19 protein-coding genes and 1 pseudogene are annotated in these 24768 nt (G+C 38.5%); 7 read left to right on the forward strand and 13 right to left on the reverse strand.

Translation table 11 applies throughout. The features are described from left to right. The first annotated feature begins 13 nt into the window (after window positions 1-13). The 4 genes from dnaB (at window position 14) to BBP83_RS10785 (ending at window position 6392) form a co-directional block, all read left to right on the forward strand. A complete protein-coding gene (gene dnaB / locus BBP83_RS10770; protein WP_068888356.1) occupies window positions 14-1462 on the forward strand; it encodes a replicative DNA helicase in 1449 nt (482 codons plus the stop codon). Between the two features lie 345 nt (window positions 1463-1807). Continuing rightward, complete coding sequence (gene alr / locus BBP83_RS10775; RefSeq protein WP_068888358.1) at window positions 1808-2881, forward strand: alanine racemase; 1074 nt, start codon at window positions 1808-1810, stop codon at window positions 2879-2881. A 338-nt stretch (window positions 2882-3219) separates the two neighbouring features. Then, complete coding sequence (locus BBP83_RS10780; protein WP_068888607.1) at window positions 3220-4221, forward strand: helix-turn-helix transcriptional regulator; 1002 nt, start codon at window positions 3220-3222, stop codon at window positions 4219-4221. Window positions 4222-4721: 500 nt separating this feature from the next. Further along, window positions 4722-6392, forward strand: coding sequence for an FMN-binding glutamate synthase family protein (locus BBP83_RS10785; RefSeq protein ID WP_068888360.1), 1671 nt, complete (start codon window positions 4722-4724; stop codon window positions 6390-6392). Window positions 6393-6504: 112 nt separating this feature from the next. On the opposite strand, the gene BBP83_RS10790 is transcribed toward BBP83_RS10785, so the two are convergent. Genes BBP83_RS10790 through BBP83_RS10805 form a run of 4 tightly spaced genes read right to left on the reverse strand, consistent with a single transcriptional unit; the run spans window position 6505 to window position 10247 of the window. After that, complete coding sequence (locus BBP83_RS10790) at window positions 6505-7545, reverse strand: alpha/beta hydrolase (RefSeq protein WP_068888362.1); 1041 nt, start codon at window positions 7543-7545, stop codon at window positions 6505-6507. Next, window positions 7545-8669 carry a YdcF family protein gene (locus BBP83_RS10795; protein WP_068888364.1) on the reverse strand — a complete coding sequence of 375 codons (1125 nt, stop codon included), beginning with the start codon at window positions 8667-8669 and terminating at the stop codon, window positions 7545-7547. Before BBP83_RS10795 ends, BBP83_RS10790 begins: the two co-directional genes overlap by 1 nt. A 23-nt stretch (window positions 8670-8692) precedes the next feature. Next, entirely contained in the window at window positions 8693-9727 is a 1035-nt protein-coding gene (gene murB, locus BBP83_RS10800) for a UDP-N-acetylmuramate dehydrogenase (protein WP_068888366.1), read from the reverse strand. Window positions 9728-9737: 10 nt separating this feature from the next. Further along, window positions 9738-10247 (reverse strand): low molecular weight protein-tyrosine-phosphatase, encoded by a 510-nt coding sequence (locus tag BBP83_RS10805; protein WP_068888368.1) that lies wholly within the window; start codon window positions 10245-10247, stop codon window positions 9738-9740. 117 nt (window positions 10248-10364) lie between these two features. On the opposite strand from BBP83_RS10805, the gene BBP83_RS10810 reads away from it, so the two are divergent. Both BBP83_RS10810 and BBP83_RS10815 read left to right on the forward strand, forming a co-directional pair. Further along, window positions 10365-11525, forward strand: coding sequence for an iron-containing alcohol dehydrogenase (locus BBP83_RS10810; RefSeq protein WP_068888369.1), 1161 nt, complete (start codon window positions 10365-10367; stop codon window positions 11523-11525). A 299-nt stretch (window positions 11526-11824) separates the two neighbouring features. Next, window positions 11825-12277 carry an acyl-CoA thioesterase gene (locus tag BBP83_RS10815; RefSeq protein ID WP_068888371.1) on the forward strand — a complete coding sequence of 151 codons (453 nt, stop codon included), beginning with the start codon at window positions 11825-11827 and terminating at the stop codon, window positions 12275-12277. On the opposite strand, the gene dnaX is transcribed toward BBP83_RS10815, so the two are convergent. The 6 genes from dnaX to BBP83_RS10845 form a co-directional block, all read right to left on the reverse strand. Beyond that, window positions 12270-14372, reverse strand: coding sequence for a DNA polymerase III subunit gamma/tau (dnaX, locus tag BBP83_RS10820; RefSeq protein ID WP_068888373.1), 2103 nt, complete (start codon window positions 14370-14372; stop codon window positions 12270-12272). The two genes, BBP83_RS10815 and dnaX, sit on opposite strands and share 8 nt — an antisense overlap. A 191-nt stretch (window positions 14373-14563) precedes the next feature. After that, window positions 14564-15127, reverse strand: a complete 564-nt coding sequence (locus BBP83_RS10825) for a hypothetical protein (protein WP_141689972.1) — start codon at window positions 15125-15127, stop codon at window positions 14564-14566. A 120-nt stretch (window positions 15128-15247) separates the two neighbouring features. After that, window positions 15248-15697 carry a copper resistance protein NlpE N-terminal domain-containing protein gene (locus BBP83_RS10830; RefSeq protein WP_068888377.1) on the reverse strand — a complete coding sequence of 150 codons (450 nt, stop codon included), beginning with the start codon at window positions 15695-15697 and terminating at the stop codon, window positions 15248-15250. 82 nt (window positions 15698-15779) lie between these two features. Beyond that, entirely contained in the window at window positions 15780-17039 is a 1260-nt protein-coding gene (locus tag BBP83_RS10835) for a serine hydrolase domain-containing protein (protein ID WP_068888379.1), read from the reverse strand. Window positions 17040-17122: 83 nt separating this feature from the next. Then, window positions 17123-17977, reverse strand: a complete 855-nt coding sequence (locus tag BBP83_RS10840; protein WP_068888381.1) for a MaoC family dehydratase — start codon at window positions 17975-17977, stop codon at window positions 17123-17125. Window positions 17978-18120: 143 nt separating this feature from the next. Then, window positions 18121-19512: a 3-oxoacyl-ACP reductase gene (locus BBP83_RS10845; RefSeq protein WP_068888382.1), complete on the reverse strand. Its 1392-nt coding sequence runs from the start codon at window positions 19510-19512 to the stop codon at window positions 18121-18123. Window positions 19513-19752: 240 nt separating this feature from the next. Between BBP83_RS10845 and BBP83_RS10850 the strand changes: the two genes are divergently transcribed. Beyond that, window positions 19753-21264 carry an acetyl-CoA C-acetyltransferase gene (locus BBP83_RS10850; RefSeq protein ID WP_068888384.1) on the forward strand — a complete coding sequence of 504 codons (1512 nt, stop codon included), beginning with the start codon at window positions 19753-19755 and terminating at the stop codon, window positions 21262-21264. 80 nt (window positions 21265-21344) lie between these two features. On the opposite strand, the gene BBP83_RS10855 is transcribed toward BBP83_RS10850, so the two are convergent. From BBP83_RS10855 to aceI, 3 genes and pseudogenes are all read right to left on the reverse strand, one after another. Continuing rightward, a complete protein-coding gene (locus BBP83_RS10855; RefSeq protein ID WP_415502410.1) occupies window positions 21345-22484 on the reverse strand; it encodes an OmpW/AlkL family protein in 1140 nt (379 codons plus the stop codon). Window positions 22485-22981: 497 nt separating this feature from the next. Beyond that, window positions 22982-24007, reverse strand: a pseudogene (locus BBP83_RS10860) (OmpW/AlkL family protein); the annotation flags it as partial. Window positions 24008-24276: 269 nt separating this feature from the next. Next, window positions 24277-24699, reverse strand: coding sequence for a chlorhexidine efflux PACE transporter AceI (gene aceI, locus BBP83_RS10865; RefSeq protein WP_068888390.1), 423 nt, complete (start codon window positions 24697-24699; stop codon window positions 24277-24279). Window positions 24700-24768 lie beyond the last annotated feature (69 nt).

Consider the following 24768-nt stretch of genomic DNA (forward strand, 5'->3'; position numbering starts at 1 on the left):
GTCAAGGATTTATATGTCTCAGGCTGCCGCCCCTGTTCCCAAAAATACTTTTAATAAAGATGCTAAATCGAATGATTCTGCACAGCAATTAAAAGAATTTCGTACGCCACCTCATAACTTGGCGATAGAACAAGCTGTACTTGCTGCATTAATGACAGTTGCTGAATCTTTTGAACAAGTCGGTGATGTACTCACAGAAGCAGATTTTTATGCGACACGGCATAAATATATTTTCCGTGCCATTGAGCAACTCTCTAAAGAAAGCTCACCTTATGATGCTGTATTGGTTCACGACTGGTTAACCAAACAAAATTTGCTTGATGCCATTGGCGGCGAAGAATATCTGATGCAATTAATGTCAGATTCGCCTTCTAGTTTTTATAACTTAGAAACCTATGCCAATAAAATTAAAGAGTTTTCGACCTTAAGAAGCATGATTAAAGTCAGCAGTGAAATTCTGCAAAATGCCTATGACACCAAAGGTCGCACCGTTAGCGAAATTTTAGATTTAGCTGAAACCAATATTTTCTCTATTGCAGAACAACACAATAACAATGCAAAAGCACAGGGCCCAAAGCCCATTAATTCAGTCGTGGCAGACGTATTTGACAAATTAAATGAACTTTCACAAATGGAAGGCAGTATTACTGGCCTAACCACTGGTTTTGTTGAGCTGGATAATAAAACTTCAGGTATGCAGTCGGGTGACTTAATTATTGTCGCTGCCCGTCCATCTATGGGTAAAACCACGTTTGCTATGAACTTGGTCGAAAGTGTTTTATTTAATAATAACTTACCTGCATTGGTTTATTCAATGGAAATGCCTGCAGACTCCATTGCCATGCGTCTCATTTCATCTTTTGGCCGTGTCCATCAAGGGCATTTACGTTCAGGTAAAATGGATGCAGATGAATGGTCTAAGGTTACCAGTACCATTGTGCATTTACAGGAAAAGAACCTTTATATTGATGATTCTTCAGCACTGCCACCGACAGAATTACGTGCACGTGCGCGCCGAATTGCGAAAATGCACGGCGGTAAACTGGGCTGTATTATGGTCGATTACCTACAGTTAATGAAAGTACCGGGTATGGGTGACAATCGTGTGGGTGAGATTTCTGAAATTTCACGAAGCTTAAAAGCCCTAGCCAAAGAAATGCAATGCCCTGTTATTGCCTTATCTCAGCTTAACCGTGCGTTGGAGAATCGCCCCAATAAACGCCCTGTAATGTCCGATTTACGTGAATCTGGTGCCATTGAGCAGGATGCCGATTTGATTATGTTTATTTACCGTGACGAAGTGTATAACAAAGAATCAAAAGAAGCCGGTACAGCGGAAATTATTATTGGTAAACAACGTAACGGCCCAATTGGTTCACTCCGTTTGGCGTTTGAAGGGCAATACACTCGCTTTAGTAACCTGTCACCTGAGTTTTATGCCCAGTATGATGATGGTGAATAATTTAAAAGAGCAAGTGTCCATCACTTGCTCTTTTTTTTCAATTAGCGACCCCATACACCTGTCATCCAATTGCAATCAAATAAATTTGACTGATTTTTATCACTCTAATCTACAAATAAATCTAATTCTTTTGATCTAACTTTGTAACATCTGCATAAAACAGAATAATCAGTATTAAAAATCGCAGCCCTATCCCATCATTTAATCAAAGGTGCAAAATTCGCCCTGCAAATTTCTATCTATAAGCGCTAAAATACAGACACTATAAAGCCAAATGATAAAACGGCTTTAAATTGACTGAATCTGCATGATCCAGAAATAAATTAATCCTCAGGAGTTATTCGGGTGCGCCAAGCAACAGTTTATATTGACCGTGAAGCCCTTCAATATAATTTAAACCGTGTCAAACAACTTGCACCAACCGCTAAAATCGTCAGCATGGTTAAAGCCAATGCTTACGGACATGGAGTTAAAGACTGCTTAGCAGCCTTACAAGACAGCGATGCCTTTGGTGTCGCCTGCCTACAAGAAGCCTTAGAAATTCGTGAATTAGGCTTTCAACAACCAATCACCTTAATTGAAGGGATTTTCTCTGCTGATGAAATGCAGATTGCAATTGACCATGAGATTGAATGCCTTGTGCATCATCAGCAGCAGTTAGATTGGCTTCGTGCACATAAAGATGCGTACATTGCTAAAAACCTGAAAGTTTGGGTAAAACTAAACAGTGGTATGAACCGATTAGGCTTCAAAGTCACTGAAATTATTGATGTCATTCACACATTAAAAGCCGAAGGTTTTACCTGTGTATTGGTCATGCATTTCGCCAATGCTGACGCTGACAATCACCCTTTAAACGACCAACAACGTGCACAATTTTTACAAGTCAAAGAAGCCTGCGCCCCTATCATGGCTTCTTGTTGTAATTCAGCGGCGATTTATAAATGGCCTGAATTAAATTTCGATTTTGTACGTCCAGGTATTATGTTATACGGTGCATCGCCTTTTGCCGATAAAACCATTCATGATTTAGATTTAAAACCTGTCATGACATTTACAGCTGAAATTATTGCCTTAAATACCATTCAAGCAGGTGAATCTGTCGGTTATGGCTCTACTTTTGTAGCAGATAATGACATTGAGTTAGCCATTGTTTCTATTGGTTATGGTGATGGCTATCCTCGTGCATTCCCTAAACAGAACTATGTTTCAATCAATGGTCAACAGGCTCCTCTTATTGGCCGTGTAGCAATGGATATGATTGCCATCGATACCACAGGCTTGAATGTACAAATAGGCGCAAAAGTCGAATTATGGGGTAAAACTCGTTTGGTCGATGATGTCGCAGAAACCAATGGCACCATTGGTTATGAACTACTCTGTCGTTTAAGTGCACGTCCTGTACGTAAAACAAACTAAGTTCTTCGTGTAGCAATAAAAAACATCTGTTAGGCAATGCCAGTCAGTTAAAAATTGACTGGCATCTTCTTTTTAAATTCATAATTTTATTCGATATGTAAAACATCATCCACAACGCCCAAAGCAAAATCACTTTGAAAAAGTAAGGCTTCTACGATTACTGATTAATGAATAAAAGGTATTTGAGCAATTTTATAGTGAGATACATCATAAAATGCCTTTAATTACGAACTCAAAATATAGAAGGATTTTTTTGGGAAACACTTGCGAAATATATGGAGATTTCTTATTGTGTTTATCGCGTTACCTTAAATTACTTAAAGATTATTTTAGCCATTATGTCCTCACAAGAAAAAGAAACCTCCAACAGCCTCTATCGGCAGTGGCAAATACTTTCGCGCCTATCTACAGGAAAGTGGATGGGCACACGTGAGTTACAGGAAACCCTCATTCGTGAAGGAATTGATATTAGCTTGCGTACTATTCAGCGCGACTTAAATCAAATCTCGCAACGGTTTCCTATCGAAAGCAGCAAAACATCACCACAAGGTTGGAGATGGCGCTCAGATGCACCCATTCAAAGCTTACCGCACATGACCAGCTCACAAGCAGTCACCTTTATGATGGTGGAGGAACACCTCAAACATTTGCTACCACCAAGTCTTATTGATGAAATGAGCCCATGGTTTGATTTGGCACGAAGAAGCCTATCTACACAAAATAATGTACGCCAATGGGTTAATCGTGTGCGTATTGTTCCTGCAACACAACCGCTTATTCCTCCAATTGTGGATAAAACCTCACAACAGGCGATTTATGAAGGCTTATTACAAGATAAGCAACTTGAATGTGTATATCAGGGCTTAGGGCCATCAAGTGAAGAAAAAACCTATACGCTAAACCCTCTGGCTTTGGTTCAAAAAGGTGCAATTATTTATTTAATTTGTACGCGACATGACAAAACTGATATTCAAACCTTTGCCTTACACCGCTTTAAATCGGCGACTGTGTTGAATTCACGTGCATTACATCCCGTTAATTTTGATATTGATGCTTATATTGATTCTGGCGCACTTGGCTTTAGAGTCGATTTCAATAAACCGACTGAAAATGTACATTTAAAGCTGTTGATGAATGAACAAGAAACCTATTATTTTGAAGAAACGCAGCTCAGTAAAGATCAAATCATTGAAAAACAAGCCGATGGATTAAGTTGTGTTTCAGCAGATGTCCCCTTTACATCTCAATTGGTGTGGTGGCTTCGCAGTTTTGGTAATCGTATTCAACATATAGAACCTGAAGAAGTATTGAATGCTGTCCGTCAGGTGAATCAGCCCTAAGGGCTAATCTTCTACAAATTCACATAACACACCTGTACAAAGAAAAGTCCCAACAATGTGGGACTTGAAAGTTAAAGTCGTAGAATTTTTTATCATTATTATGGCAAGTTGATCATTTCGTATAGCCAAATCGCTTGTACTTGCGACAGATGCTACACACCCAATCAGTGTTAAAACTTAGCACATACATAGACAAGCCAAGTCTGCTGTATTAAAACGGATCATCTTTTTTGTCATAACCTCACCTGCTCTTTATGAAAGTAGATTCAATTTAAGCCAATTTTTAAGTGCCGTAAAATCATAAGATTTAAATTGCTTATCGTATTTTGTTTTTAGCTATTTTCTTCATTTCTTTATTCAATTGCCTTACTTATTCATGACACTTTCATCATTCACGCAAGAGAATTGCAGCTTTCCGTTAACAATCTTACGCTTATGCTTCTTTTTTCTTTATGTCGCCCTTATAGTCTTAGCATCAGCGCTAAGGAACTATCTGAATAATGCCAGATCAATCTCAAGCTATTCGCCATAAATTGCTGAATACTTTCTTTTCACGCCACTCTGTTTGGTTCACTTGTATTTTTATTGCCTTGCTGATTACTTCATTTCATATCGGCTATGACCCCCACTATATCCATTATTTTGTGTCTGAGACCTTGCTCAATAGCATTTGGGTCATTACGGCACTGCTTAGCTTGTTAGGTCTGTATGATTTACTGCAAAACAAACATTCTATTCTAAAAAATTATCCCATAATGGGGCATTTCCGCTTTATTTTTGAAGAATTTCGACCTGAAATTCGACAATATTTCATTGAATCTGATCAAGATGCACTGCCATTTTCCCGTATGCAACGCAGTTTAGTCTATCAGCGTGCAAAAAATGAAAATGCAGATAAACCCTTTGGGTCAATTATTGATGTATATCAAGAAGACTATCGCTTCATGACACATTCAATTACGCCATGCAAACCCTCCAATATCGATACATTTCGTATCACCATTGGTAATTCCGCCTGTAAGCAGCCCTATAACGCATCTATTTTTAATATTTCTGCCATGAGTTTTGGCAGCCTAAGTGCAAACGCCATTCGTGCTTTAAACAAAGGGGCACAACTGGGTAATTTTTACCATGACACGGGGGAAGGCAGTATTAGCCCCTATCATTTAGAACATGGTGGCGACATTGTTTGGGAATTGGGCAGTGGTTACTTTGGTTGCCGTACTTTAGACGGAAAATTTGACCCTGTGCGTTTTGCCGAACAAGCCAAATTGCCACAAGTTAAAATGATTGAAATTAAAATGTCTCAGGGGGCAAAACCTGGTCATGGTGGAATTCTGCCTAAAAATAAAATTTCTGAGGAAATTGCAAAAATTCGAGGGGTCAGCCGTGAATATGACTGTGTCTCCCCTTCAAACCACTCAGCTTTCACCACACCTGTAGAAATGATGCAGTTTATTGAACAATTGCGTGAGCTTTCAAATGGTAAGCCTGTTGGTTTTAAGCTGTGTATTGGACAACCTTGGCAGTTTATGGCCATTGTTAAAGCCATGCTAGAGACTAAAATTGTGCCAGACTTTATTGTTGTTGATGGCTCAGAAGGCGGAACAGGTGCCGCCCCCGTGGAATTAATCAATCACGTGGGAACACCGTTACGTGAAGGCTTATTGTTTGTCCATAACACCCTTGTCGGCGCGGGTCTGCGAGATCAAATTAAAGTCGGGGCCAGTGGTAAAATCATCAGTGCATTTGATATTGCCAGCACAATGGCCATTGGTGCAGACTGGGTCAATTCGGCACGTGGCTTTATGTTTGCTGTTGGTTGCATTCAAGCACAAAGTTGCCATACCAATCAATGTCCTGTTGGTGTTGCAACACAAGATAAAGACCGCCAAAAAGCCATTGATATTTCCTCAAAATCTATGCGGGTGTTTAATTTCCATCGGAATACCATGCATGGCTTGTCCGAACTGATTGCATCGGCGGGTTTATGTCATCCAGCGGATATTAAAGCGCATCATTTGGCGCAGCGGATTAATGACCGTGAAATTAAAAATTATGCACAGCTACATTTTTGGTTAAAACCGGGTGAACTACTTTCTTGCGAAAATAAAGATGAGGAAAACTTTTATTTCCGGATGTGGAGTTTAGCCTCAGCTGACAAGTTTTAAAATTTAAGATCTAACTCTAAACATAAAAAAGCAGTCCATCGACTGCTTTTTTATGGTGCTACATACGCATTTTCATTCGTAATGATCAAATCAATCAAATAAAAAATTTGAATTAATAATAACTTTTTCCACCATGCGCATGTAAAAAGGCAGGGATCAAACCCGTTAAAGCCGCACGAATATCTGCTCGTTCATTAATTAACTGATGCGAACCTTCTTCCAACATCAGTAAGGTCTGCAAACGAAATTTACGACGGATAAATTCAATGTTATAGCGCCAATCGACCGTTTGGTCTTGCGCCCCTTGTGCCAACCATACTGGAATACGGCAGGCTGGACGTTGCTCCATTTCCTGCATCCATTTAGACATGGCTAAAATCCAATCCATGCCCATCATTCGAGGTTGTAGTGGATCTTTTAAACGTACAAATCTTAAAAATTCAGGGTTATGATTATTCCGTCGAAAGTGGCGAGGTACTTCACGTTTAATTCGACGAATAATGCCAAGACCAACAGAATTATGCCACCATGATGATTTTGCAGGGCGAATCAGTGGTGATAGTAACAACACCCGATCAACATATGGGTTTTCACGACGCTCTGCAAACTCAAGCAAATGATGCAACCAAATAGCACCACCCGTGCTTTGCCCAATACCCAACCATGGTTGAGGCAATTGACTGGCTTGACGTACATATTGATGTACTGCATGCAACACATGCTGATAATGATCAAAATTTTGAATGCTTGCAGGCGAACCATTGCTTAAACCATGCCCCGGCAAATCATAAGTCAGAACACTAAATCCTTGTTCTAAAATCTCACGGATAATGGGTTGATAAATACCGCTATGCTCTAAATAGCCGTGCAATAAAAATACCGTGCCTTTAATTTTATCTTCTGCAACACGCAAAGTCGGTTGAAATACCTGTACATGCAACTTAAACAAAGGCATTTCAATATAGCCTTGCCAATGTTCACAATCTAATGTGTCTAAACCATACAATCTACGGTAAGACTGAATTTCAATAGAAGGTGTATAAGGTTGATTTAAATTTAATTGTTCTAAAAGTAATGGTGTCGTTTCACGGCTTGGAATAGGTAAATCTAACTGCTTTAAAATGGTCGGATTTAAAAATGGAATATCAGCCATTACGGCACCTCCCGACATTCTGTACCAAACCACATATCACGCATGGTGGCCAACATTTCGTAATTGGCACGGCGACTATGGTCATAATTTTGCTCACTTGGACGCCAGCGTGTCAAACTGGTGGGCATAGGTGCTTCTACTGGAATGGTTTCAATACCGTTCAAGGCAAATAACCGTCGTGTGCGTGGCATATGATAACGGTCAGTAATTAAAATGACTGTGGGTGCTCCGCCTTTCTTTTGTAAAAGCAATGAACTGAAGCGGGTATTTTCACATGTGTTCATGCTACGGTCTTCTAATAACTTGGCATCTACATCATGATTTTTTAGCCAACGTTGCATATAAGGGGCTTCGACACCACTTAAGACAATGGGTAAATGATATTGATTTTTTACGGCTAACGTTGTTTCTAAACGCAAGCGTGTATAGTTATTGACAACAATGTCTTTGCCTTTCTTGTCTAATGTTAAACCACCACCCAAAACGACAATCGCATAAGGTTCAGACTGTTCCGCTTTTTTTTGCTGATTCTGATCATGAATTAAAGCAATATCTTTAAAAATTTCTTCATCTACAGGTTCAGATGCAGCTTGCTCAATAGGATGGCTATTTAAAAACTCAATATATTGCGCCATCAGCTCTTTATTTTCAGAGCTGTTTAACTCCAAGAGATCTTTTACTTTTTGCGCTGGGTCTTCTAATTCCTGAGTTGAGGCCTCTGAAGTAGCACTGACCAACAAAGGTACAACAGGTTTTTCTTTCTCGTCTCTTTCCTTTTGCTGATCTTCTTCAATCAGTTTTTGCAAAGCTTTATAACGCGTTTGAATGACAGTCAAATTCTCAGAATTTTTATTCTTAATTGCATCTTCCATCACTTTCAAATAAGCCTGCCGTGCAATCCACATGTCCGAACCCGGCTCATAACTGTCTTGATCGCTAAGGGCTGCTTGTTTCTGACTTTTAGCTGCAACTTCATTGACCTCTACAGGTACAAAATAATTCAGCCCTTTAACAATCATTTGTGAATAAAACGGGGTATAAATAAAAACCATCAGACAGGCAAATAGTGCGAACAGCACGGTGGCTATTTGCACTAATCGAACCATCCAATATGTTTTCTTCATTAAGTTACAACCTTATTTTTAATTCAATCGTGATGAGAACGCAGTAAACCATTTTCATCAAATAATACGGGTTCTGGCTCTAAGTGAATCTTGAATTTATTCAAGATATCTTGTTGAACAGCATGATATGTAGCCTTCACGTGTTGCAATGTCGCATTATCGTAATTAACCAAAACCAAGGCCTGCTTATGGAACATACCAACCATATCCAACTTCTTGCCTTTCCAACCTGCCTGATCAATTAACCAGCCTGCTGCAATTTTAACTTGATTATTGGCCTGAGGATAATGGGGTAAATTTGGAAAAAGCTGTGCAATTTGGTCATACTCAGCCTGACAAATGACTGGATTTTTAAAAAAACTCCCTGCATTTGGGTATTCATTAGGATCTGGTAATTTACTTTGGCGAATATGAATCACTTGGTTTTGTAAATTTTCTGCTGTTTTATTTTCACCAACAGCCGTTTTTAAGTCACCATAATTTATTTTTAAATCTGGTTTTTTTAATAACTTAAAGTTCACTTGAGTAATGATATAACGGTTCGGATTATCTTTAAAAATGCTGTGTCGATAACTAAACTGACAGTCTGTGGCCGTAATAGATGCAAAAGTTTTTAGTTGTCGATCGTACACACGTACAAGGTCAATAAACTCACCAACCTCGACCCCATAAGCCCCAATATTCTGCACAGGTGAAGCACCGACTAACCCAGGAATTAAAGCCAAATTTTGTAAACCAAACAAATTTTTTGAGGTAGTCCACAGCACAAAATCATGCCAAATTTGTCCCGCACCTACAGCAATGGTTTGAGTCAGGTCATCTTCTGCAATAATGTCCAGACCTTGAATATCCATGTGTAAAACCAAGGCATGAATATGCTCTGGTAAAAGCATATTACTGCCACCCGACAAAACCAAAACATTCAATTTTTGACGTTCAGCATAGTCTAGCGCTTCAAGCAGATGATCTTCTGTTTGAATTTGAGCATAATGCGATGCCACTGCACTTAAATTGAGTGTATTGAAAGGCTTAAGTTGTACGTGTTGTTGAATATTCATGACTTAAACCTTATTGCTCCATCTGTTGTTTAAATAAATTGACCCATGCTTTACTGCTCGATTCACATTGATTCAATACCTGCTCAAAACCATCCTCGCCACCATAGTATGGGTCTGGGACAGCTTGTTGCGGGTAAGCTGTATCATGTTGGCTCATCAATGAAATTTGTGCGCGAATTTGTGATGCGCCATATTCTTGCTGTGCATGATGCATCAACAATTGCATATTTTCCAAATTTTCATAGTCCATCGCCAAGATTAAATCAAACTCTATAAAATCTGCCGTTGTTAACTGACGGGCACGTAAACCAGACAAATCATAACCGCGTTGCTTCGCGTGTTGCTGACTACGACTATCTGGCGCTTTATTGGGATGGTAATTACTGGTTCCCGCTGAATCGACCCATATATTTAGATTGGCTTCATCGCAAAAGTGTCTGAGCACAATCTCCGCTGTTGGCGATCGGCAAATATTACCTAAACAAACACATAACACCTTATATGGCGTTTTGGATGACATAACAACCTCAATACTACTTCTATTTCAAGCAGCTTATGTTAAGTTATTTAAGTGATGAATCCTATATCCAGACTCAAGAATAATATTCATTTAGATAGATAAAATAAGGATAACCTAATGAGTAATTTTCAGTTCCAAACCGTCAGCAATATTATTTCAGGCCTAGGTTCAATCATTGAGCTGAAAAACGTACTTCAAGATTATGCCCCCCAACGGGTACTTTTGGTCACAGACCAAGGCATGATGCAGCATCAACTTCATTTGCCTATTTTAGAGATTCTAGAATCACAAAAACAGGACTATGTTATTTATTTTAATGTGCAAGCAGACCCTGCTGAACACCTTGTATTAGATGCCATTCAATTTGCGAAAGCCGAAAAAGTAGATTTAATTTTGGGCTTTGGTGGTGGCAGCTCACTGGATGTCGCAAAGGTAATTGCGATATTGGCGCATCCAAATCAGAAACAAGGCTTGCAAGATATTTACGGCGTAGCCAATGCCAAAAGACCACGTTTACCCCTCATACTGATACCAACCACAGCGGGAACAGGTTCTGAAGTCACCCCAATCTCAATTATTACAACAGGTGAAACCACCAAAACGGGCATCGTATCTCCTGTTTTATATGCCGATGTCGCTATTTTAGATGCAAATTTCACCCAAAACTTACCTGCACACATTACAGCAGCCACAGGTATTGATGCCATGGTACATGCCATAGAAGCCTATACCTCTAAAATTAAGAAAAACCCGTATGCAGACATGCTTGCAAAACAAGCACTGCGTTTATTAAATAAAAATTTACCTTTAGTTTTAAAAGACGGTTCCAATTTAGAAGCACGCCAAAATATGTTGGTCGGCTCAATGCTAGCAGGTCAAGCTTTTGCCAATGCACCTGTGGCCGCCGTTCATGCACTGGCTTATCCACTGGGTGGACATTTTCATCTTTCACATGGTCACTCCAATGCATTAGTGCTAACTGAAGTCATGAAATTTAATGCACCTATTGCTAAGCTACATTATGCAGAACTTATGCAATGGTTAGAGCCTAAAAGTACAGGTTGTACAGATGGTTTGTGTGATTTATTTATAGATCATATGCAAAATCATTTAGACCACAGTGGCTTGGTCTTAAAATTAAATCAATTGAATATTCCTGAAAATAAACTAGATCAACTGGCAGATGATGCGATGTTACAAACTAGGCTTCTACAGAATAACCCAAGGTTTTTACAAAAAACCGATGCCTTACAGATTTATTCATCCATCTATAAATAATTTGACGTGACTCAAAATAACAATGGGGATGATCTACAGCCTGATGGAAAAATATAATTTTTTCATCGGGTTAAACTAAATTTAATCATGAGTTACGATTTTAAATAGGTCACAATAAAATTGAAATTAATTCTATTGTGACCTATTTAATGAAGAAGCATTGCTTAAAATTTTAAGCAAATTTTAACCGTCCATATCTCTAAACCCTGCTCAATATTCTGAATGATTTTTTGTGACGAATTAAAATTGATCAAGTACACTCAGTCAAATCAGATGAATAAGATCAAGTTGTTAAAACAATGAAACCACAAGTCAGAAATCGTCAAAATTTTAAATTCATTTTTCCCATTCAAACCCGTTGGTCTGACAATGACATGTATGGGCATGTCAATAACATCATCTATTACAGCTATTTCGATACTGCTGCCAATGCACTGTTAATTCATAAGGCAGGATTCAGCCTGCAACACTCGCCCATCATTGGTCTTGTGGTAAATTCATCCTGCAATTTTATGCAAGAACTGAGCTATCCAGAAATCATTGAAGTTGGTGTGAGCATTGCGAAAATAGGCAATTCATCACTCAGCTATGATTTAGCCATTTTCAAACAAGGACAAGACAACGCTTCTGCTCAAGGTCATTTTGTGCATGTCTTTGTTGACCGTAAAACACGAAAAAGCACCCCGATTCCAACCGAAATGCGGGATGCTCTACAACAATTTTTAACTCTAAACAGTGATGAATTTACTTAAGCTGAATATTTTCTAATGTGCCATCAAAAGCACTCAGTAAAGATTTAATCACAGGCTCATTATGCAATAACTCTGCCGCTCTTTGATGTGCTTTCCCCTTACGTGCATGCTGTAAAGCATAGGGGGTGAGCTGTTCTAATTCTTCATATTGTACATCAAAATGAGTCGATGGCCACTGTGCATATACCACTTGTTCTAACAGGTGCTGCATTTGCGTTACAAGGCGTTCGTATTGTTTTGGAATATGGAAAGTACATACGCCATCAATTTCACCCGTCATTACACCATGTTGCGCCAATTCTTGTAATGCAGGTGGTAGTTCACTACTTCTGAACCAATACTCCCACTTGTCTACAGTCCACTCACCTTCAAGTTGCTGTGGTTGTAGTTTTAAAATATCTTGGGGCATCAATGTCGATGCTGCCTGTGCTATTTCAACTGAAGTCGGCACAGTTGGCGCTAAATCAGCCACTAAACTTTCTTCTTGTTGCAGATCTTGCACAGAAATAGTTTGTACTGGTGCTACAGATAATTCTTCAAGCTGTGATTGTGAAGATTTTGTTTGCACCTGCAAAGACATATCATCTAATGGAGCAATTTCTTCAAATAGCAAAAAGTCATCACTACTCGCTTCATTTGATGGAGGTACAATATTTTTTGGGTCTTCAGATTCATCTAAATCAAATAACGCACCATCGCTTGAAGCATCAAAAATAATTTGATCAGTATTTTGAGTTGGCTGAACATGGGTATTCGATGGTGAAACAGCGTCGACTTCTGGCTCATCTAAAAAATCATCAGAAGATGGTTCATCTTGAGATGTCGCAATGTGTGCATCATCTTCATCTGAATAATAGCTTTCATCTAAGGATTCTGTTATTTCTGGCTGAGGCTGAACAACTGAAGTGGTAACAACATCTTGAGCAGTTTCTTTCTGCGCAGTAGCCTGCAGCGCTGGAGGTTGTGTTGCCACAGTGGTTTCTACACTTGAAACCAAACGCTCGTTGGGTTGCATTGGACGAAAAGCCAACAAACGCAACACACACATTTCAAAACCTTGCTCTTGCGTGACTGACATTTGTAAGTCTGAACGCCCTTTACACGCAATTTGATAATACAGCTGTAAGTCTTGTGCAGAAATAAGTTTAGACAGTTGCATAATTTTAGCGTTAATTTCAGCGCTATATTTCAGACTTAAATCGGGCAAATACTGCAACATTGCCAGTTCATGCAAAGTTGAAACCAACTGATCTAAGACCAAAGACACATCTAAGGCTTGCTGACGGAATTGTAATAACAATTCACTGATGCGCCCTTTTTGATTTTGATGAATTGCAGTCATTAAATCATAAATAATGGTGCGATCAATCAAACCCAGCATCTCTTTAACATCTTGATGATGTACTGCACCTTGTCCATAAGCAATTGCTTGATCGGTTAAAGACAATGCGTCACGCACAGAGCCTTGTGCAGATTCGGCAATTTGCCAAATAGCATCCTGCTCTGCTGAAATGCTTTCTTTTTCTAAAATAGTTGTCAGATGCGTTGTAATTTCATCTACAGCCAACGGACGCAGAGTAAATTGTAAGCAACGTGAAATAACCGTAATTGGGAGCTTTTGCGGGTCTGTTGTGGCAAATAGGAACTTTACGTGTTCAGGCGGTTCTTCTAAGGTTTTTAGCAAAGCATTGAATGAGTGCGTAGAGAGCATATGCACTTCGTCAATCAGGTAAACTTTGAAGCGACCTTGTGTCGGTGCATACGGAACGTTATCCAATAATTCACGTGTATCTTCTACTTTGGTACGTGATGCGGCATCAATTTCAATTAAATCGATAAAACGGCCTTCATTGACTGCCGTACATGTTGCACAAACCTCACACGGTGTTGAGGTCACACCGGTTTCACAGTTTAAGCACTTCGCCAAAATTCGCGCAATGGTCGTTTTACCCACACCACGAGTTCCCGTAAATAAATACGCATGGTGTAAGCGACCACGTTCTAAAGCACTAGTTAGCGCACGAGAAACATGATTTTGGCCAACCAATTCGTTAAAATTACGTGGGCGATATTTTCGCGCAAGTACTTGATACATGTATGCTCCTTTTGACATGCATAAGCATACTGTTTTTTTGACGAAGAGTGAATGAAGATATTAATTAGTGGCACTAATTCGATCAATTTCTTCAAACTTAACCACTTTAATATTTGATTTATTTTCCATATTGCCATAAACAGAATGCTCCTACTTTAAAGCACATTCACAACATTTTTTTACATAGTTTTTTAATCGCTCACAAATTGCTTTTTAGAGATATCTTCAGATACTGTTCCATCCTCAACGTCTAAAATAATTCCAGTACCATGTGTTCTAGTACCATTTGGTATAATTTCTTGATAAACACTATGGTGAAGTCTACTTTTATTAAAGTGTGTACCATATCCCCAAAATTCGCCAAGCCCCTGCCAGACTCCATCGCCTTGTGCATATTCAATTAAATATTCACCTACAGGCATCTCAATTTTTTCACTATGCCCTCTAGGCACTTGAACTATTGCCATAATTGTATTATTTAATTTATTTCTGATAATAAATACTGCATCCTTTTTATTAGATGATGTCAGTTGCATTTGACCTTTTACAGAACCATCATCTGAATATCGAAGCATGACTTTTGCTAAAAATGGCTGTGCATTAATGTTTGCTTCTTCTTTTCGGCGCTGTTCGTCTTTTTCAAAATTCTCTAAAGCATTCGGCTGAGAATTTTTTTCATCTGCAAACTGAATATTTTGCACCTTTTCAGACTGATTATCCTTATGATAAAAAAAACATATAAAGACAACCAACAATAACTGCTCCGATGACAAACCCTGAAAATTGAGTATTTAGTTCCTTTTTCTTATTAAAACTCACGATGCCCCGCACAAAATTATAAAATAGAAATTATTTCAATCAATCTACTTTAATACTTAAACTTTTCCGAACTCAAGCAAAAAATCATCCTGAGCAGCATAAGACTGTGCCGTTTGATCTTCTCTTATTTCAAGCATTTGATGTTCTAAGTCGACATAAATCAAATTACGGGTTTTGACATTTAGCAATTCTAATTGTGTCTGAGCTTGATCTTTAAAATGAATACGCCCTTTCAGTACTTCTACATCATGGCCACTTAAACTTTCACGGCGCAGTTCATAGGTCAAATTTTGCTTTAACACTAAATCAACCGCCATGCCGGGACAATCTTCACATCGTGAAAAACACCCCATGCAAGGTGTCGTCCCGCTATAAGTTCCAACCCATACAGGCGCTTGAACATTTTGTTCATTTGCAACCGGGTCTTTTGACTGTGTTTGACTGGCATCCTGACAACCCAATAATGCACCTGTGGCGACTAAAGGAATCAATATTGCTTTTTTCATAACACAATCACATTAAAAATTTAGGCGCTAACATAGCATAAAACGGGTAATTTTCATCTAATAGAAAAACAGCACCTATGATTTAAAACCAACCTTTGCGTCCTTTTAAAGCCCCATCTGCACAGCGTAAAGTTTCTTGAGTTAAAGCCCAAAGGCGATAATCACCAACCAAAGACCCCGTTGGAAAATTATGTGTATAAGCAAAACTAAGTTGTCGTTCAGGATCACACCATGCGCCAGAACCATTAAAGCCAATATGTCCAAAGCCCTTAGATAATTTCCCTAAGCTTAATACGCGGTGATAACCCAAGCGCCAGTGCATGGGGATAGGCATAATTCGGTCACGTTTACGACTTTGAACTTCACTCAGTTGATTAAACACATGAGATGATATCAACGTTTCATTTTCCCACACACCATGATTGGCCAACATTGCATACATTTTGGCTAAGCTATTTGCTGTAAATGCACCATTGGCTGCAGGAATGACAGCTTGCATACCTTGATCGCTAAAAAAGCTAAAATTTTTCATTCCCTTTGGAATCATGGCATCTTGAAAATCTTGCGGATTTTGTCTACTCCATTCAATCAACTTATCTAAAGAAGACGTTTGGCGAACAGCAGTTTTTTTATTTTTAGTTTCTAATTGCGTTTCTTTTTGAATTTTAGGTAATAGTCGCGCAACCCGATTCAACTGCTCATCTGGCACACCAAAATATGCGCCATCCAATGCCAATGGTTCTACAAGATACATCTGCATTAAATGCGCTAAAGATTGATTCGAGGCTTTTTCTAAAACACCACCCACCAACCAACCAAAAGTTAAAGGCTGATAGGCAAAATCTGTACCAAAACTAAAACGCGGTTTGGCTTTTGCCATCACATCTAACATATGGTGCCAATCTGCCATTTCTGTCGCTTCGGCAATATTATTCCGCACATCATACAAACCACTTTGATGGCTCAAAATATGACGCAAGGTTATTTGAGCTTTACCATTTTGCGCAAATTCAGGCCAATAATGCGCAATGGGTTGGTCATACGTTAAAATGCCATGAGTCACCATAATATGCGCTAAAGTTGCTAAAACACCTTTACCTGTGGAATAACAAATCGACAAAGTATCTGCTTGCCACTTGTCATCTACTGACTTTTGACCAGTATAAATATCTACAACTTTATGGCCTTGAAAATATACGGCCAAAGCCGCACCGCCCAAAGTTGAACGTGCATCTTGCAATTTACTAAACAATTGCGCCAAATCAATAAAACGCTCATCGACCACGCCTTGAAAATGATCAGTATTGGCAGAGATCAGCTGTTGAATCTGTTTTACGTCCATGTCCATTGGCCTTATTATCTTTTATGCATCATCTTAATATAAAAAAGCCCAAATCTTAGTCGATTTAGGCTTTTATTCTTCACTTATAGCGATTTAATCATTCCCGTTACATGCGGTTTCTGACTCTTGCTATTTCGAATGAGGAATTCGGTATCTTTTCCTTTTTCAGCAGTCAAAAACTCAACTTTCGATGGCAGATACATCGGCAGTTTAAACCAGACATCTGCTTCATAAGCATTGGGTAAGTTCAAATTTGCTAATGCTTTCGCTTTGCTCCACATCCCGTGTGCAATGGCCTGTTTAAAACCAAAGGCTTTGGCCGTTATTGCATGAATATGAATCAGATTAAAGTCACCTGAGGTCAGTGCATAACGTCGGCCTGTATTTTCCGATACATCCCAAGTCAATGCCAACTGATAGTCTGGGGCTTTGGTTTCCGCAGGTTTAGCACCAGCGCCGCCATTGGTTTTTTGACGTGCCAAATAAGTGGTTAATGCCTCAACAACCACTTCATCGCCTACTTTTGCTGTAGTGATAAAATCAAATTGCACACCTTTATCATGCGGTTTCAACTCACCAAATTTGCATGACAAACTTAACTGTTCGTTGACGCCAACTTTACGGCTTTGTTTCACTTGGTTACGAATATGCACCAAACCTAAAATAGCAAATGGAAACGCTTCTTGCGTCATCATATGCATTTGAAGACTTTGTGAAAGTACTGCTAAATAAATTGCTGGAATATAACCATTATTTTTAAAGCCACAGACTGCGTTATAGGCTTTTAAATGTTGTTGATCGACTTTGAATGAATCCACCACATATTCAACCTGAGGCAGAACTTTTTCACCTTTCGGCTTTTTAAAAATTAAACCTTGAATGACTTTAGGATAAGCCAAATAAGGTTTTGGTAGCTGGCTAAAATGGCGAGTATTCATACTGAACCTTTGAGAAGTTTTATCTTTATAAAGTTCCCTCTCCTTTTAGGAGAGGGTTAGGGAGAGGTAAATTAAATTACTCCCAACCTCCCTTAAAAAGGGAGGAGTCCCTCTTTAATAAAGAGAAATTTAGGGAATTAAAATTAAGCACCCAACAAACTTTGACCACACACACGAACTACGTTGCCATTTAAACCTGTAGATGCTGTTGAAGCAAACATTGCAATTGTTTCTGCAACATCAATAGGTAAACCACCTTGGCTCATTGAGTTCATACGGCGACCTGCTTCACGAATGGCAAATGGAATAGCTGCTGTCATTTGCGTTTCAATAAAACCAGGGGCAACGGCATTAATAGTGACACCATTTTTCAGGACTGGTGCAGTAAATTTCACCACACCAATCACACCTGCTTTAGACGCAGCATAGTTGGTTTGACCCAAATTACCTGCAATACCAGAAATTGACGATACGCAAACAATACGGCCATTTGCATTAAAACCATCATTTTCAAGCAAGTAATCGTTTACGCGCTCAATGGCAGACAAGTTAATATTAATCACCAAGTCCCAAAGCTCTGGCTTCATATTCGCCAAAGTCTTGTCACGTGTAATTCCTGCATTATGTACAATAATATCTAAACCACCTTGTACAGTTGCAGCATCTTTAATTTTTTGACCTGCATCCGCAGCAGTAATATCAATGGCTAAGGTTGAACCACCAATTTCAGCAGCAACACGGTCAAGGTCAGCTTGTTGCTGTGGAACATCTAAACAAATAACGTGTGCGCCATCGCGTGCAAGTACATGTGCAATCGCTTCACCAATACCACGGCTTGCACCAGTTACAACGGCCGTTTTTCCTGCAAGTGGTTTTGCCCAATCAATATCTACAGTTTCAGCTTTAGAAACTCGAATCACTTGGCCAGAAACATAAGCAGAACGCGGAGAAATACTAAAACGTAGTGCAGACTCAAGATTCGCTTCTGCACCTGCATCGACATAAATAAGATTTGCAGCAATACCCTTTTTAAACTCTTTACCCACAGACTTAACAAAGCCTTCTAATGCACGCTGTGCAATCGCTTGTTTTACTGTTGACGCTGTTTCAGGTGTTGTACCCAATATGACTACACGACCAGAGGCTTGAATTTGACGCGCGATAGGATTAAAGAACGCATAAAGTTCATGTAACTGTTCAGAGTTTTCAATGCCAGATGCATCAAAAATAACAACTTTGAACTTAGATTCCTTGTCGCCATCATTAAATGCACTCAAATTCAAACCCGCTTTTGCCGCCACTTGTTGAAGCTGCGCATTGTTACCTGCATAACCATTGGCATGTACATTAGCTAACACCTGAGCAATAGAACCTGACAAGGTGCTATTTGTTGCCGCACCTACCAGTACCGCACCTTTTACCACAGGAGTAGCAGACTCAAAACGTTCTAGAAATGTCGGTGCAGGCAGTCCTAAATTTTTGATGACAAATTTACCAATTGGAGATTTTGAAAATGCTTGGTATTGGTCAGTCATGTTTGTATCTCTCTAAAAAATTAATTATTTGATGGCTTTGAAGATTTCCTTTTGACTTCAATATGATGTCATTCACTTATATTTCAATAGATCCATCAGTTTCAAATGAATCATACTTGAGTTAAAGATTTGATGTCTTGACCTGAATGTATTCTGCAATGTCATTCTAGTCAATTCAGCCACTACCTGAATGTGTTAATGTACCACTCAGAAACACTTTTACATGCTTGGAAAAGCCTTATGAGCAAAACAACTCAAGAAAATCCAACAATTGAAAACTCTGCTGATGAAATTGTGTCAAAACTATCAAAAAGCACTGACACTGACGCTGTTAAAAAAGCGCCACCAGTGAAAAAATCGGCATCAAATACAGTAAAAACGACTGGTACACGTGCTACTTCTACACGTAGTCGCAGTAAAAGCCCAGCTTCAAAACCAACAACTCAAACTTCTGTTCCACAGGAAAAAATCATGAGCCAAAATTCTGTTCGTCGCGTTGCTATTATTGGCGGTAACCGCATTCCATTTGCACGTTCAAACGGCGCATATTTCACTGCATCTAATTCAGATATGTTTACTGCAGCATTAAATGGTTTGGTAGAACGCTTTAATCTACAAGGTCAGCGTTTAGGCGAAGTTGTTGCCGGTGCGGTTTTAAAACATAGCCGTGACTTTAATATGACTCGTGAATGTGTATTAAACACAGAACTTGCTCCTGAAACACCAGCTTATGATCTTCAACAAGCGTGTGGTACTGGCTTACAAGCTGCCTTTCTTGTGGCAAATAAAATTGCTTTGGGTCAAATTGAAGTCGGTGTTGCTGGCGGTGTAGATACAACGTCAGATGCTCCAATTGCATTTGGTGATGGTTTACGTAAAGCATTGCTTGAACTCAACATTGCCAAAACTGGTAAAGACCGTTTAAAAGCTTTAACTAAAATTAATCTGAAAGATTTAATGGATGCGCCAAAAAATGGCGAACCACGTACAGGTCTTTCAATGGGCGACCATCAAGCCATTACAGCGCTTGAATGGGGTATTGCCCGCGAAGCACAAGATGAACTAGCAGCGACTTCACATCAAAAAATGGCAAAAGCCTATGAAGATGGCTTCTTTGATGACCTCATCACCCCATTCCTTGGTTTAGAACGTGATAACAACTTACGTCCTGATTCTACCGTTGAAAAACTAGCAAAACTAAAACCTGCTTTTGGTAAAGGCGATGGCCGTACTATGACAGCGGGCAACTCTACCCCACTTACGGATGGTGCATCTTGTGTATTGCTAGCGTCTGAAGAATGGGCAAAAGCCAATGGTCACGAAATACTTGCTTACTTAAGCTTCCAAGAAACAGCTGCTGTTGACTTTATTGGTAAAAAAGAAGGTTTGTTGATGGCGCCTGCTTATGCAGTTCCGCGTATGCTTGAACGTGCAGGTATTAAGCTACAAGACTTCGACTACTACGAAATTCATGAAGCATTTGCATCTCAAGTTTTATCGACTTTAAAAGCATGGGAAGACACTGCATTCTGTAAAGATCGTTTAGGTTTAGAAGCACCACTTGGCTCAATTGACCGTACTAAGTTAAATGTAAATGGTTCATCTTTGGCTGCAGGCCATCCATTTGCTGCAACTGGTGGCCGTATTTTAGCTACTGCTGCAAAATTGATTAACCAAAAAGGTTCAGGCCGTGTGTTAATTTCAATCTGTGCTGCAGGTGGTCAAGGTGTGACTGCAATTGTAGAAAAATAAATTTTCTACTTTTAATGTTGAAACAAAAAGCCCTTAAATTCATTTAAGGGCTTTTTTAATGAACAATAATTAATGCAGTTTTAGAAGCGGTAACCCACACCAACATATGTAATTAAAGGATCAATATCAATTTTAGTGGTGGCATGAATAAGCTCATTTCCAGTATTGGTATTTAGAACTCTAATCGTTGCTACATTATTCAGTTTTGCATATGAAACCGACGCTGTTGCATACCAATTGTCATTTAAATCATAATTAAAACCAGCTGTGACAATAGGTGCTATGGCATCATTTGCATCTACATCTACCACAATATTGCCACTTGATAGTTTCTTCTCTAGAGCCGCCCCGCCATAACCATCATGGATATTCTGAATCATATGTCCTGCAGCAATAAGATCGTTTTCAACGCCTGAATTTATTTTAATATCACTATAATGGGCATACATAATACCTGCACCAATATACGGTCTAAATTTATTTACCCCAGATTTTCCAAAATGGTAAACAGCCTCTAATGCAGGCGTCCATGCTCTTGCTGATGCAGCATTGTCATATGCTTCTAAATCTGTAATCAATAAATCCTTTTTTAGATAGACCTCAATTGGTGGGACTGATGGGTCATAAATGGGATCTGTTGGTAGTATAGGAAATGGATAGGCCACACTTGAAAAAGGCGCATATACTGCCCCTTTACCTTTTAAATCTACTTTTGGCGGAATTCCACCAATAAATTGCAATGAAACATTATCATTAAGATAATAATCAAATACGATACCCAAAGTATCTATATTATCGGCTTCTAAGCCTGCATTTGAGTTCCAATGCTCTAATCCATTGATTTGTGCATCACCAGTAATTGTCTGTAAAATTGCATCGTACTCTTCAGGGGTCTCATTCCCTGTCAAATTCATTTTTATAATTTCATCTAAATATTTTGTTTTAATAACGCTATTAAAAATAATGTTATTCATATTGTATGGATCTGTGGCTTCTAATTCATCATACTTGGCTTGATCTATATTATTTAAAATAGTATCACCAGAAATCATCCCCACATTGGCGCGCATTCCATTTGCAACATCGGTATTGATATTAAATGAATTCGCTTTCCCTTGTGGCATGACATGTAGCCAACCCGCAGAAACAGAAAAACGTTTGAATCCCTGCTGTGTTGCTGCTACCCCTGTTTGTGTCACACCCAGTAAAATAAGCGGTATTGCAAGTAAACCTACTTTCATTGTCGACTCCTTGTCTGACATTACTTTTAGTTCATAACAAGTCAATTATTTCTATTCATATAATTCATTTAATAATTAAGTGGATATATCTTTTACTTTGAAATTTTATTTTAGATTAAAAAACAATCAACACCTCGTCAATAGGGGCCTAAACATATCATTTCAGGTCTTTTGTCTTCTTCCGGACAAATTTCAATGTTCAACCAACAAAAAATATATTTATAAAACAACAATATGTAGTTATATTAAAAAAACAAAATGACTCATAATTTTTTCATAACAATAGATTAAATATTTTTATGCGTTATTAAAATACTTTTTCAAGCATCTCACTTTGTAAGTTTTTAATTAATTATTATGCTAAATACTACCGATTATTTTAAAGTAAAATTCAAATAAAAAAAGCATCCCTCCAGTTAGACCAGTAGTGTCTAACTTTCAGGATGCGTATAAAAAATATTTTTATAAATTACTTATTAGAAGCGGTAACCCACACCCAAATAAGTAATTAAAGGATCAATATCAATTTTGGTGGTGGCATGAATCAATTGTTGACCTGTAGATTCATTTACGACATTAATGGTGGTTTTGTTATTAAGTTTAGCATATGAAACTGAAGCCACACCGTACCAGTTTTCAGTTAAGTCATAGGTAAAACCTGCTGTAACAATTGGTGCAATTGCATCATCAGCATCGACATCTACTCGCATTACGCCTGAAGATACTTTTCCATCAAGTGCGGCCCCTGCTTTATTATCTAAAACATTTTGAATCATATGACCAGCAGCTTCCAAATCTGATCGGATTTCTGAATTTAATTTAATATCATTAAAATAGGCATACATAAGACCTACGCCCACATACGGTCTGAATTTATTTACACCACTTTTACCAAATTGATACTGTGCTTCTAATGCTGGTGTCCAAGCACGTACAGTTGCAGCTTTAGACTTATTGCCAAGATTTGTAATAGGAATATCTTGTAATAATGGGATCTCTAGCCCTGCTAAATCACCACCAGTAGTAGCAAAGCCACTCAAAGGTGCAAATATTTCGCCTTTACCTTTAATATCCACTTTAGGCGGAATACCACCAATCAACTGCAGGGACACATTGTCATTAATATAGTAGTTAAATGTTAAGCCTAATGTATCTACATCTTCTGCTTCCAAGCCCGTACCTTGCCCTTGCCATTGCTCCAAACCTGAAATCGTTGCAGTCCCTGCCAGATCTGCCTTCACATTACCAGATGCATCAAAAATGATATTTTGTAAATCTGGCTCCTTCATTAGCTGCTCAAAACTATCTTTGAAATTATATATATATTCACCTTCACCAGTAGTTGCATTGGGATCAATTGAATTTAAGAATGCATTTTTACTAATACTACCTACTTTTGAAGTAGTTCCATTTTCTACAGCTGTATTAATATTGAACGGATTCGCTTTGCCTTGTGGCATAACATGTAACCACCCCGCAGAAACCGAAAAACGTTTAAAATTCCCTTGTGTAGCTGCCAATCCCGTTTGGGTTATACCCATTAAAATAAGTGGCACCGCGACTAAACCTAATTTCATTGTCTTATTCCTTTTTTGACATAATTCATTAACAGATTTGTTTGTGTTTTTAATCAGTTTTGTACTTAATCAGTATTTTCAAACTTGTTTTGTCTGTGTTTTTTTATCTTATGTTAAAAGAATAATTATTTTTATATCACAAAAGGCCTGATTTTGTCTTTTCAGGCCTTTATAGAATTTTTACATGAAATTTATTAATGTTTTGGCTGATAACCAAAGTGGGCTTCTATGTGGTCATAACCCCATTGAAAAATAAAGGTATAAACCAAAATACACATGGTTAAGCTGAAATCGAGCACAATAGCTTGCCAGATAGTCATCTGCATCGCATAGGCAACCATAGGAATGGTCGCTAGCATTAGACCTCCTTCAAAGCCAATTGCATGCAAAACACGCACGCCAAATGTTCTTTTTAACTTTCTTTTTGCTTCAAATTTTTCAAAAAAATGGTTAAAAATCATATTCCAAATCACAGAAGTAACCGCCATGGCAATCCCAAGGGCGCCCGTTACTTCTAAAGGCAGATGAAATATAAAACTTAAAGCAATTGCTATGATGACCAATAGGATAATCTCATAGCTTAGCGCATGAATAATCCGTCTCTTGGAAATCAACATTTTAAATACTCTTTGAATAATTACGATAACCGTCATTATATTTATGTTTTATTGATTGATCTAACTAGA

The sequence above is a fragment of the Acinetobacter celticus genome (genome assembly GCF_001707755.1).
Lineage (GTDB): Bacteria > Pseudomonadota > Gammaproteobacteria > Pseudomonadales > Moraxellaceae > Acinetobacter > Acinetobacter celticus.